A 12,923-nucleotide genomic window follows, 5' to 3' on the forward strand; every position below is an offset into this window, starting at 1 on the left:
ATTATCCCCCTATTTGTCTTGTCCGATAATTCTTACTTCCGTTTCTAGATGTACTTTGTTTTTAGCGTAAACAGTTTCTTGCACGTGCTTGATTACGTCTAGATAATCTGTAGCAGTAGCGTTATCAATGTTAACAATGAAACCAGCGTGTTTCTTGGATACTTGGGCCCCGCCTGATTGATAGCCTTGAAGTCCAGCATCATGAATTAATTTACCAGCAAAGTAGCCAACTGGTCTTTTAAACACACTCCCACAAGATGGTAGGTCAAGTGGTTGTTTGGATTCGCGAAGTGCATTTAGATGATCCATTTCCGCTTGGATTTCATCTTTATCCCCAGCGGATAACTTAAATGTGGCCTCCAAAACGATATCATCTTGATCTTGGACGGCACTGTGTCTGTAGCCAAAATCTAGTTCACTGTTTGTTAGTGTCTTAATTTCATTTTCTGGTGTTAAAACGGTGACCGATTCAATCACTTCGGCGGTTTCGCCACCATAAGCACCAGCATTCATGAAGACTGCTCCTCCAATACTTCCTGGAATTCCGGCAGCAAATTCCATACCGGTTAAACCGTGTTGTTGAGCAACAATGGTAGTATCGATGTATCTAGCCCCTGCTTGGGCAATTACTAAATCATCGTGAGATGTGATTTCATTCATTTCAGTCAAAATGATGACTAGTCCCCTAATTCCACCATCCTTGATGATTAAATTGCTGGCATTTCCTAAAACGGTGATTGGTAGATTATCGCGTTTTGCCATTGATAGTAATTCTCTGACTTCTTCGGTGTTTTTAGGAAAGGCAACCAAGTCAGCAGGTCCACCAGTTTCTGTGAATGTATATTTTGATAATGGTTCATTTTTTAAAAGTTTAATTTTTTCCATCTTAATCATTTTCCTTAATTATCATAATTTATAAGAGTTTATTAGTATAAATCACATACTTTTAATATTTAATACGAATAAACTCATATTAGTACAATTTAATTTTACCACGATATCATATAGTAAGACCATGTTATAATGTTGAAAGAATAAAACGAAAGGACGTTAATAATGAACTTCGTTGCAATTGATTTTGAAACCGCCAACAATCAACGCGCGAGCGCCTGTTCACTGGCACTAACCGTTGTTCGCGACAACAAGGTTGTTGATGAATTTTATACTTTAATCAATCCCGAGGCTGATTTTAATTATCGTAATGTTGGTATTCACGGGATTCACGAAAGCGATGTGGCTAACGCACCAACTTTTCCTGAAATCTGGCCGGTAATCAAACAGTTCTTTACCAAGGATCAATTAGTAGTGGCTCACAATAATTCATTTGATAATAGTGTCTTGGCACGTTCCCTGATGCGTTATGGTTTAACGGTACCAATGTATAAGACTTTAGATACTGTTAAGACTTGTAAGTACCTATTTCCAGAATTTAGCAATCACAAACTAAACACGGTTTGCGCTAACCTTGGCATTAGACTTCATCACCATCACAATGCTTTAGACGATAGTCTTGCCTGTGCTAATATTTTGATTTATCAACAAGAAAACTTCGATGACGAAATCATCAAATCGTTTATTAAGTTAAAAAAATAAGCATCCAGCTGGGTGCTTATTTTTTTAGGTTATATCGCATTTCTTGTGTGGATAACACACTACCAAGTGCATTAATGACCCTTTTCTTTACCACGGTAAAACCACTTTTTTCGTATAAGTGAATTGCGTGTTCGTTTGTCTTTTTCACAACCAATGCCAATGTTGATAAGTTACTGTCATAGGTTGCCCAATCGATAACAAAGTCCATTAACTGACCACCAATCCCTTTATGGCTGTATTGATTCAATACGGCAATCCCTAGTTCACCTATTCCTGAATCCTGTAGTTCCTGGACTTGAATCATCCCGACTGCTTTACCTTCTAAAAAAGCTAACCCAATGATAAAACTACGGGTTTGATTGACCAACATAATTTGTTGAGCTTGATCATCCACAGATAACTCGCCAATGTTTGGATCAATCGTGTATTGGTCTGATTCTTGTTTTAATTGAGCGATTAATTCAATTAACTCAGCCGCATCATCTGGTTGTGCACAACGCACCTCTAAATTACACATCGCTACTTTTCCACCTGTGGAAAAATTTGCTTAACGATGTCTTCAAAGCGTTTGCCACTTGGTTCAAATGAAATGGTTCTAAAGTCTTCACCCTTTTCATCATCACGACGGAAAACGATTTTCAAGTAATCATCAGGTAGTTCGTCAGCAATGAATTCGGACCATTCGATGACATTAACTCCGTCACCATTGAAGTATTCTTCTAATCCTAATTCATCCCCACTACCATCATCTAGACGATAAATATCCATGTGATAAAGTGGCAATCTACCACCTTGATACTCACGAATAATGGTAAATGTTGGACTCTTAATATTACGTTTAATACCCAAGCCCTTGGCTAATCCTTTGGTGAAGGTAGTCTTACCAGCACCTAAGTCACCATCTAATAAGATGACGTCCTTAGCCTTTAATAATGGCGCAAGTTCTTCACCATATTTTTTAGTTTCATCAGGTGATTCTACGTTAACTTTAACCAAGAATCATCCCTCCTTTTGCTTATAGAGATTGGATTGCGTTAATGATTGCAACGTTGTAGACATCTTCAGCGACACAGCCACGTGAAAGGTCTGATACTGGTTTTGCCAAACCTTGTAGTAGTGGACCAAATGCTTCAAATCCACCTAGACGTTGTGCAATTTTGTAACCAATGTTTCCTGATTGTAATTCAGGGAATACGAAGACGTTGGCTTGTCCGGCAACGTCTGAACCAGGAGCTTTCTTGTCGGCTACTTCTGGAACTAATGCAGCATCAAATTGTAGTTCACCATCTGATGGAACATCTAGTTCGTCTTTAGCCATAGCAGCTGCTTCTTGTACCTTGGTTACCATGTCGCCCTTAGCCGAACCCTTAGTTGAGAAACTTAGGAATGCAACCTTTGGATCAATGTTGAATTGCTTAGCAGTAATCACACTTTGTTTAGCAACTTCTACCATACCTTTAGCATCTAATTCGATATTGATGGCACAGTCTGCAAAAATGTATCTAGTGTCACCCTTTTGCATCAAGAATGAACCTGAAATACGACGCATTCCTTCTTGTGTCTTGATGATTTGAAGTGCTGGTCTAACAGTATCACCAGTGGCATGAGCAGCACCTGATACCATTCCATCTGCCTTGTCCATGTAAACTAACATAGTACCAAAGTAATTGGCATCCTTTAGCCATTCAGCTAGTTGTTCACGGGTATTCTTACCATTACGACGTTCTTCTAATGCATCTAGCATTTCTTCAAAGTCTTTTTCTGGGTAATTGTTGATATCAACAATTTCTACGTTTGATAGGTTGAAATCACCGGCATTAGCCTTAATTTCTGCTGGATCACCTAATAGCACTGGGTGGATTAGGCTTTCATCAGCTAAACGACTAGCTGCTTCAATGATTCTGACGTCTTCTCCTTCTGGGAAAACGATTCTCTTATTTAAACCACTAATCTTTTCTTTTAATTCGTCTAGTAAACTCATATTTCTTCCTCCTAATGGATTGTAACGTGTTCTGGTAGTTGCCAATCAATTGGCTTTTCACCTAGTGATTCTAAGGCAATATTAGTCTTTGAAAATGGTTTGGAACCAAAGAACCCACGGTGGGCTGACAATGGACTTGGATGAGCGGATTCAATCACAATATTGGTCTTAGTATTAATCAACTTCACCTTGTCTCTAGCCGCTCTCCCCCAAAGGATAAATACGACTGGTTCAGGGCGTTGTGATAACTTTTCAATTGCTGTATCGGTTAACTTTTCCCATCCCTTTGACTTATGGGAAAAAGCAATTCCATCTCTAACGGTTAGCACAGAGTTCAACAATAAAACTCCTTGCTTAGCCCATTTTTCAAGGTAACCATGGTTAACTGGTTTGATGCCTAAATCACTTTCTAATTCCTTGTAGATATTTCTAAGCGAAGGTGGCACCTTCACACCTGGTAAAACAGAAAAACTCAAACCATGAGCTTGGTGTGGTTCATGGTATGGATCTTGACCTAAGATAACCACTTTTACTTTTGAGAATGGTGTCCATTCAAACGCTTCATAAATTTGATTAGCATTTGGATGGATTTCATGATTTTCATATTCTTCAACTAAAAATTTACGTAAATCTTGGTAATACTCTTTTTCAAATTCTGGCTTCAATACATCCCACCAGTCATTGTGAATAAAAGGTTTCATTTATAACACCTCTGTATATAATTTTATCATATATACAATAAATTCACATTGCAAAAAAGCGCCCCATAGCGGGACGCTTTTTTTAGTAGTGTTTTAATACACGTGAGATTTCACGTTCTTGATCACGTTTCTTCATTGTTTCACGCTTATCGTATTCATGCTTACCTTCGGCAACACCAATCAATACCTTAGCAAAGCCCTTCTTTAGGTACATCTTCAAGGGAACGATTGTGACTCCCTTTTTGTCTGTTTCCTTTGCTAAACGTTTAATTTCTTGCTTGTGTAAAAGCAATTTACGATTTCTAAGTGGATCATGATTGAACTGATTACCTTGTTCATATTCACTAATGTGAACGTTCATCAATGTAGCTTGGCCATCTCTAATTTGGGCGAACCCATCCTTTAGATTGACACGGCTTGCGCGAACGGACTTGATTTCAGTCCCGGTCAATGCAATTCCTGCTTCATAGGTTTGTAAAACGCGGTAATCATGACGAGCTTTGCGATTTTGCGCAACCAAGTTATCGTCTTTATTTGTTGGTTTCTTTTTAACCATTATCAATCACCTCTCAACCAATTAATGTTTTGAATTGGAATGATTACGACCATTACGGTTGTTGTTTCTTGAATGGCGGTTATTGTTGTTTCTACCAAACTTACCATTCTTGTTGTCGTTTCTTCTGTTGTTACGACGACCACCGTTATTTCTTCCACCACGACCGTGAGCACCATTACTGTGGCTTTCTGGTTTTAGTTTTGACATTGGTGTGTCTTCTGGATTAACAATATCGAAGTCAACAGCACTTTGGTCAACGTCGACGTTAACCACCTTAACACGAACTGGTTGACCAATTCTGTAAGTACGGTGAGTATTTCTACCAACAAGTGCTAGATACTTTTCAATGTATTCATAGTAGTCATCCTTCATACGACTAATGTGAACTAATCCTTCAACAGTGTTTTCAAGTTCGATAAACATACCAAACTTAAGTACTGAACTAACAGTTGCATCGAATTCTTCTCCAATGTGATCTGCCATGTATTCAGCCTTCTTCATTGCATCAGTATCACGTTCGGCATCGATTGAGCGACGTTCCGCCTTTGATGAATGGTCTGAAATTTCTTCAAGTAATCCAGCGTATTTAGCCTTTGATTCCTTGTTGATACCGTTGTCTTCATAATGGTGAATTAAACGGTGAACAGTAGTATCTGGGTATCTTCTAATTGGAGAAGTGAAATGAGTATAGAATTCAGCACCTAGCCCAAAGTGACCAAGTGGTTGGTCGGTATATCTAGCTTGCTTCAAACTTCTAAGCATCATAACAGATACAGCAGGTTCTTCTGGCTTACCAGCAACCTTCTTCAATACGTTTTGTAATACCTTTGGCTTCAAGTGATCAGGATCACCCTTAACTTCTACACCGAAAGCAGTTAAGAATTCGAAGAAGCTCTTAACACGTTCTCCATCTGGTGTTTCGTGAACACGGTAGATGAATGGTGCGTGAGCCTTACAGTAATGTTCAGCAACAGTTTCGTTGGCAGCTAACATGAATGATTCAATCATTCTTTCAGCGGTACCACGAACTCTTAGCTTAATGTCGATTGGGTGACCAGTTTCATCAACGATGATTTCTGATTCGTTATCATCGAAGTCGATGGCACCGCGGCGGCGACGTTGCTTGTATAGAATCTTGTGTAGTTCGCCCATTTCTTCAAACATAGGAACTAAATCTTTGTAACGTTCCATAGTGTTTTCATCATGTGCTTCTAGAATGTCATTTACAGCCTTGTAAGTCATTCTGGCCTTAGATTTCATCACACTTGGGTGAATACGATGGTCAACAACATTTCCGGCTGGGTTGATTTCCATATCACAACTCATACATAGACGAAGTTCTCCTTCGTTCAATGAACAAATTCCGTTTGATAATCTTCTTGGAAGCATTGGAATAACTCTGTCAGTTAAGTAAACAGAAGTACCACGTTTGTAGGCTTCTTCGTCCAATAGACTACCTGGTTTTACGTAGTGAGAAACATCGGCAATGTGAACTCCTAAGTGGTAGTTACCATTTGGTAATTTCCATACAGTAACGGCGTCATCCAAGTCCTTGGATGATTCCCCATCAATAGTAACTAGTGTTTGATCAGTAATGTCTTCTCGACCTTGCTTTTCTTCTTCACTAATTTCTTCTGGAATAGCATCTGCTTCTTGCAATACGTCTTCTGGGAATTGAGCAGGAATATCGTGAGCGTACACGATTTGTAGAATATCAATTCCTGGATCGTCAACGCTACCGATTACTTCCTTAGCAATACCAACCATGTAATCTGGATGGTCAGCGTTTGGGTATTCAGTAATTTCGGCAGTAATTACTTCACCCGGTGTAGGCTTTAGACCAACACCTGTAACGTAAAACTTGTAGTTAATAAGCTTCTTTTCTTTTAGCTTAACTTGACCAACGTAACCTTGATCATCGTCAGTGCGGATGAATTCACCAACTACTTGTTCGTAGTTTCTTTCGACGATGTTTACAACCTTACCTTCTGGACCTTTACCAGAGTTTTGGTCAGCACGTTTTACGATTTCGATTTGAACAGTATCACCGTTCATTGCTTGTAGTGTGTTGTCAGGTGCGATGAATGCATCTTCTAGGTTTTCATCATAGTTAACAAATCCGAACCCCTTTGGATTTGCATGAAAAGTACCTTCGATTGTTTCACCTTGTGCGTTTAACTTAAAATTGCCTGTTTCAGTAACCATAACTGTCTTTTCGCGTTCTAATACAGCTAATGATTGGACAATTAGTTTAAATGCGTTTGCACCATGGTATCCTAATTCATCTGCTAGTTCTTCTACTGAAAATTCGCGATTAGGGAATTTTTTTAGAACATCATGAATTTCTTGTTTTAAACTATTATCTTCCACGATTTACTCCTTAAGTTTTAAATTTTCGATCTTAAATCAAATTCGATAACTCATATCTAGTATTCTAACATTTTTATACCATCTATCCTAAACGGTTTTACGATTTCACATAAAAAAAGCTCCTGTAAAAATTACAGGAGTCTTATCAACTAGTGTGATGATAACCAAACTAATCCTAATGCTGATGCAAAGAAAATAATCAATAATACAACTGTTACCTTTTGCATAAAAGCTTCAAAACCACGTGGCTTAGAGTTGGCAAACAAATCATCAGCACCACCGGTTAAAGAAGACATTGCATCGTTGTTAGTCTTTGCTGGTTGCATCAAGACAGCGATGATAATTAATACACTGTCAATCCAAATTATATTCATTAAGAAATTATACAATTCGTTGCCTCCTACCTAAAATACATAGGTTTCATCTTTAACTTTAACTTTATCTTTACTGTTTAGTTTATCATAATACTTTCTAACATGCCAATTAATCAAAACTTTAATTATCTAACGTTAGTTTTTCCACATGTGTATATACGTAACCGCGGTTATCGTAGTTTGTGGATATTTCGATGTTATCCCCAGCTTTAATAATTGTATCACCATCAGGAATAATGTATTGTTCATTTCTTTTGATGGAGCTAATCAAACAACCGTCCGGCCAATTGATTGATTTAACTGGCTTGCCATCCATACTGGAACATAATTGAACTGAGAAATATAAATTGGTAAGTTGTCCACTTGTTGATAATTTTTGCGGACTCAACATCTTTTGCAACATTTCATTGTAGATTGGACTGCCGCCCAACAAGTCGGTAACTTCATAGGCAACCAATGTGACAAATGCTAGAGACATTAGGTTTTGTAATGATCCAACCATTTCGGTAATTAACAAAATGGCAGTAAATGGTGCCTTTCCGACACATGCGAAGAATCCACTCATTGAAATAATGATGAAGTTAACAAAATAACTTTGTGGTAGAACACCAAGGTGAATCAATACTTCTGAATAGATGGCACCAATCAATGCCCCTAGTGAAAGCATTGGTAGGAAAATACCACCTGGTAATCCGGTTGAATACGATAGTATCGACATAACGAAACGAATTAGCAAGAACCAAAGTAACACGGTAATGGTTGGTGCTGCCTTGGCAATTGTTAACACCATTGTGCTACCTCCACCAACGATTGTTGGTAAATACATTTCAAACGGAATTACCAAGATGAATGGAATCAATACCCACACGATGTTTGGTACCCATTCTAAATTGTCATACCAATCATTCACGTGTAGTGTTGCGTATTCATAGATTAGTCCACCGATTCCAATTACAATCCCCAAACCAATTAAATATGGATAAATATGTAATGGGATCACATGTGAATAACTCATGTGTAATACTGGTACTTTCCCAAATACCGCAGTAGAAACAAAGTTCGCACTGATGGCAGCAGATAGTGAAGTTAACCAAACCGAGGTTGAAAAGTTATGGTAAATTTCTTCTAACACAAACAATGTACTAGCGATTGGTGCATTAAACGCGGCTGATAATCCAGCTGCAGCCCCACCTGAGATGATTGTTTTACGCGCTTGTTTTGTTTGTTTAAAGGTATCTGCCAACCCTTGTGCTGTAGCAGCACCTAATTGAATAGAAGGCCCCTCACGTCCTAAAAATAGGCCACTTGAAATCGCAAGGACCCCACCGATGAACTTTTTACTTAAGACGGAGAACCATGAATAATCCAATTCGCCGTTTAACTGTCCTTCAACCTGTGGAATTCCTGATCCTTTGATATTTTTGTCTCGTTTTACTAAGTAGTATACGAAAAATGCGATTAGTAAATTCAAGATGATTAAAATTATCAATACTGATATTTTTGTTCTTGCTAGCTTAGCTAGTTTTAGAAATTGATCCGATAGTCCTTCAATTGATACTCGAAATAGACTAACCACCATTCCGACCGCTAGTCCGATCAATAGACCATACAGCACTGATTTAAATCGTCTTAAATTATCACTTTGCAATTTATTCGCCTTCTTTTTATTGGTACATCAATCATACCATATAATTTTATGTACAAAAAAAGCATTGAAATAATTCAATGCTTTTTTAGTAACTATTAGTTATTATTTGTTAATAACGTTGTTACGAGCTTCTTCAGTTAGGTTGTAGAATGAGTTAATACCCTTGTATTCTGCAACTGAAGCTAATTGATCTTCAATTCTCATTAGTTGGTTGTACTTAGCGATACGTTCGCCACGACTCATTGAACCAGTCTTGATTTGACCAGCATTTAGAGCAACAACTAAGTCAGAAATTGTAGTATCTTCAGTTTCACCTGAACGGTGTGAGATGATAGCTGTGTAGTTAGCTTCTTTAGCCATTTCAACAGCGTTTACAGTTTCTGTTAAAGTACCAATTTGGTTTAGCTTGATTAGGATTGCGTTAGCAACGCCCATCTTAATACCCTTTTGTAGGTAATCAGTGTTAGTTACGAATAAATCGTCACCAACGATTTGAACTTTCTTACCTAGACGTTCAGTAGCCATTTGCCAATCTGCCCATTCGTTTTCGTCCAATGGATCTTCGATTGAGATAATTGGGTACTTGTCAACTAATTGTTCTAGTAATGTAACAAATTCATCAGCAGAGTATGACTTACCATCACCTACTAAGTTGTACTTCTTAGTTTCTGCATCGTAGAATTCTGAAGCAGCACAGTCAAAGGCGATTGCAACGTCTTTACCTGGCTTGTAACCAGCACGTTGGATAGCTTCTACTAAGATTTCGAATGGTTCTTCGTTGTTCTTCAAGTCAGGAGCAAAACCACCTTCGTCACCTACGGCAGTTGAGTAACCTTTTTCGTTCAAGATAGCTTTTAGGTTGTGGAAAGTTTCTGAACCCATACGAACGGCTTCTTTAACAGTTTCCGCACCAACAGGCATAATCATGAATTCTTGGAAGTCAACTTTGTTGTTAGCATGCTTACCACCATTGATAACGTTCATCATTGGTGTTGGTAATACGTGTCCGTTGAAACCACCTAAGTAGTTGTATAAAGGAACACCTAGTTCATCGGCAGCAGCACGTGCAGCAGCTAATGAAACACCTAAAATAGCGTTGGCACCTAACTTACCTTTGTTAGGAGTACCATCTAATTTAATCATAGCTTCATCAATAGCAACTTGATCAGTTACATCGTAACCTACGATTTCCTTAGCGATAATGTTATTAACGTTGTTAACAGCCTTAGTAACACCTTTACCCATGAAACGGTTTTTATCACCGTCACGTAATTCAACGGCTTCGTGTTCACCAGTAGATGCACCTGAAGGAACGATACCGCGTCCCATTGCACCTGCTTCAGTATATAGTTCTACTTCAACTGTAGGATTTCCACGAGAATCTAGTACTTCTCGAGCATAAATATCTGAAATAATTGACATTTTATTCTCTCCTTAATGAAAGTTGTTACCTCGGAATCAAGGCTATCTTCATTTTATTATTTTACAGACCAAGTTTCAATAAAAAACTGTTCAAACTGTTAATTATTTTGGTAATTGACAATTTTGATGAATTCTTTTGCCTTTAAACTACTCTTACCAGGCAAAACTCCGTCAACATCATCTTGACTCATAATTTCTGAAACATTCTTGGCGTTAACGCTTCCACCGTAAACGATTCGGATTTGGTTAGCAATATCATCACCGTACAAATCTTTTAATGTTTCACGAATTAGAAAACATGCTTCCTGAATTTCAGCACCACTGGCTGATTTTCCGGTTCCAATTGCCCAACTTGGTTCATAACCAATGACAATCTTTTTAGCATCGTCTTCTGAAATCCCCTTTAATGCTTCAATGACTGGATTTACAACCCAGTTCATTTCATCATAGGTCTTTCGCTTTGCCATTGTTTCATCACAACAAATAATTGGCACCATGTTGTTAGCTAAAACGGCTTTAACCTTTTTGTTAATCATTTTATTGGTTTCGCCAAAATATTTTCGACGTTCTGAATGACCTAACATAACATAATTAACGCCCATGTCGGCAAGTGCCATTGGACTTACTTCACCAGTGTAAGCACCTGCATCTTTATAGAAACAGTTTTGAGCGGCAGTTTTTAGATTTGTTTCTTCTTTACAAAATCTAGTTAATACATCCATGTAAATTGATGATGCAGCAATAGCGCATTCAACGTCTTTAGGATCTGGTAGGTTTCCTTTGACTGCATCTAAGAATTCTTCAACTTCATGTAATGTTAAATTCATTTTCCAATTTCCAACGATAAAAGGAGTTCTCATTTTTTACCTCCTATTCTTTTAAACAGATTATTAAAAATCGCTATATATCAATGATATCACTAAATAATTGATATTAACAAATTGCGCATCTATTTTAATAAAAATTTCACTCCTTTTATTATACAAAAAAAAGACCCGATGTTATACATCGAATCTTAAAAAGATATTATTCTTATTTATCAGTAATAGCGGCGATACCTGGAAGAGTCTTACCTTCCATGTATTCTAGTGAAGCACCACCACCGGTTGAAACGTGTGATAGCTTGTCAGCTACACCTAGTTCGTTACATGCAGCAGTTGAGTCACCACCACCAACAACAGTAGTAGCGTCAGTTAGGTCACCTAAGAACTTACCAATAGCTAGAGTACCCTTAGCAAAGTTACTCATTTCAAATACACCCATAGGTCCGTTCCAAACTACAGTCTTAGCGTCTCTTAGAACGTTTTCGAATAATTCGACACTCTTAGGACCAATGTCTAGTGCCATTTGACCATCAGGAATGTTTTCACCAACTACTTGAGTAGGTGCATCATTGTTAAATTCTGGAGCAACAACTGAGTCAACAGGTAGAACGATCTTGTCGCCACCCTTTGCTAGGATTTCCTTAGCAGTGTCAATCTTGTCCTTTTCAACTAATGAGTTACCAATAGTGAAACCTTTAGCAGCGTAGAATGTGTAAGTCATACCACCACCGATGATGATGTGGTCTGCCTTGTCTAATAGGTTATCGATAACACCAATCTTATCTGAAACCTTTGCACCACCTAAGATGGCAACAAATGGACGTTTAGGATTGTTAACGGCACCACCGATAAATTTAATTTCTTTTTCCATTAGGAAACCAGCGGCAACTGGCTTGTTTTCTGCTTCCATTGCACGAGCAATACCAACGTTTGAAGCATGTTCACGGTGAGCAGTACCGAATGCATCGTTTACGAAGCAATCACCTAGTGAAGCCCAGTATTGACCTAACTTAGGATCGTTACCAGATTCACGTTTTACATTTTCACCATTTACAACATCTTCAAAACGAGTGTTTTCAACAACAACGATGTCACCATCATTCATATTGTTGATAGCTTCTTCAAGCTTTGGACCTTCAGTTTCGGGAACGAAAGTAACAGGTTTGTCCATTAGTTCAGAAAGCTTTGCAGCAACTGGACATAATGATAGTTCTTTCTTGTCATCTTCAGTCTTGATACGACCAAGGTGAGAGAATAGAACTGCCTTTCCACCATGTTCGATTACGTATTTGATAGTTGGAATAGCACCAACGATACGACTTGTGTCACCAACAACACCGTCTTTAATAGGAACGTTGAAGTCGACACGCATTAAAACTTTTTTGCCTTTTAAATCTAAATCAGAAACAACTGTCTTAGCCAATCTAGATTACCTCCCAAAAATTATTTAAAAT

The 12,923-nt window shown here is 38.1% G+C and carries 13 protein-coding genes; 1 reads left to right on the forward strand and 12 read right to left on the reverse strand.

Annotation, left to right across the window (positions count from 1 at the left end):
- Positions 1-9 precede the first annotated feature (9 nt).
- On the reverse strand, positions 10-894 hold the full coding sequence (murB, locus tag K5Q07_RS06080; protein ID WP_220730160.1) for a UDP-N-acetylmuramate dehydrogenase: 885 nt from the start codon (positions 892-894) through the stop codon (positions 10-12).
- Positions 895-1,056: 162 nt separating this feature from the next.
- Between murB and K5Q07_RS06085 the strand changes: the two genes are divergently transcribed.
- A complete protein-coding gene (locus K5Q07_RS06085) occupies positions 1,057-1,593 on the forward strand; it encodes a 3'-5' exonuclease (RefSeq protein ID WP_054606320.1) in 537 nt (178 codons plus the stop codon).
- A gap of 16 nt (positions 1,594-1,609) precedes the next feature.
- On the opposite strand, the gene K5Q07_RS06090 is transcribed toward K5Q07_RS06085, so the two are convergent.
- The 11 genes from K5Q07_RS06090 to K5Q07_RS06140 all read right to left on the reverse strand — a co-directional run bounded on the left by K5Q07_RS06090 (position 1,610) and on the right by K5Q07_RS06140 (position 12,892).
- Positions 1,610-2,110 carry a GNAT family N-acetyltransferase gene (locus K5Q07_RS06090; protein WP_220730161.1) on the reverse strand — a complete coding sequence of 167 codons (501 nt, stop codon included), beginning with the start codon at positions 2,108-2,110 and terminating at the stop codon, positions 1,610-1,612.
- Between the two features lie 2 nt (positions 2,111-2,112).
- Positions 2,113-2,589, reverse strand: coding sequence for a tRNA (adenosine(37)-N6)-threonylcarbamoyltransferase complex ATPase subunit type 1 TsaE (gene tsaE, locus K5Q07_RS06095; protein ID WP_220730162.1), 477 nt, complete (start codon positions 2,587-2,589; stop codon positions 2,113-2,115).
- A gap of 19 nt (positions 2,590-2,608) precedes the next feature.
- The gene (gene pta, locus K5Q07_RS06100; protein WP_220730163.1) at positions 2,609-3,574 is read right to left on the reverse strand and encodes a phosphate acetyltransferase; all 966 of its coding nucleotides are present in this window, start codon (positions 3,572-3,574) and stop codon (positions 2,609-2,611) included.
- Positions 3,575-3,585: 11 nt separating this feature from the next.
- Positions 3,586-4,275 (reverse strand): uracil-DNA glycosylase, encoded by a 690-nt coding sequence (locus K5Q07_RS06105; RefSeq protein WP_054606316.1) that lies wholly within the window; start codon positions 4,273-4,275, stop codon positions 3,586-3,588.
- A gap of 82 nt (positions 4,276-4,357) precedes the next feature.
- The gene (smpB, locus tag K5Q07_RS06110) at positions 4,358-4,831 is read right to left on the reverse strand and encodes an SsrA-binding protein SmpB (protein WP_041152547.1); all 474 of its coding nucleotides are present in this window, start codon (positions 4,829-4,831) and stop codon (positions 4,358-4,360) included.
- 21 nt (positions 4,832-4,852) lie between these two features.
- On the reverse strand, positions 4,853-7,201 hold the full coding sequence (gene rnr, locus K5Q07_RS06115) for a ribonuclease R (protein WP_220730164.1): 2,349 nt from the start codon (positions 7,199-7,201) through the stop codon (positions 4,853-4,855).
- Between the two features lie 149 nt (positions 7,202-7,350).
- On the reverse strand, positions 7,351-7,590 hold the full coding sequence (gene secG, locus K5Q07_RS06120; RefSeq protein ID WP_034531960.1) for a preprotein translocase subunit SecG: 240 nt from the start codon (positions 7,588-7,590) through the stop codon (positions 7,351-7,353).
- 106 nt (positions 7,591-7,696) lie between these two features.
- Positions 7,697-9,223, reverse strand: a complete 1,527-nt coding sequence (locus tag K5Q07_RS06125) for a ClC family H(+)/Cl(-) exchange transporter (RefSeq protein ID WP_251067649.1) — start codon at positions 9,221-9,223, stop codon at positions 7,697-7,699.
- 102 nt (positions 9,224-9,325) lie between these two features.
- Positions 9,326-10,645, reverse strand: coding sequence for a phosphopyruvate hydratase (gene eno / locus K5Q07_RS06130; protein ID WP_054606313.1), 1,320 nt, complete (start codon positions 10,643-10,645; stop codon positions 9,326-9,328).
- Between the two features lie 98 nt (positions 10,646-10,743).
- Entirely contained in the window at positions 10,744-11,505 is a 762-nt protein-coding gene (tpiA, locus tag K5Q07_RS06135) for a triose-phosphate isomerase (RefSeq protein ID WP_220730165.1), read from the reverse strand.
- 172 nt (positions 11,506-11,677) lie between these two features.
- Positions 11,678-12,892 carry a phosphoglycerate kinase gene (locus tag K5Q07_RS06140; protein WP_220730166.1) on the reverse strand — a complete coding sequence of 405 codons (1,215 nt, stop codon included), beginning with the start codon at positions 12,890-12,892 and terminating at the stop codon, positions 11,678-11,680.
- Between the last annotated feature and the right edge of the window lie 31 nt (positions 12,893-12,923).

It is taken from the genome of Apilactobacillus zhangqiuensis (genome assembly GCF_019656215.1).
In the GTDB taxonomy this organism is placed as follows: domain Bacteria; phylum Bacillota; class Bacilli; order Lactobacillales; family Lactobacillaceae; genus Apilactobacillus; species Apilactobacillus zhangqiuensis.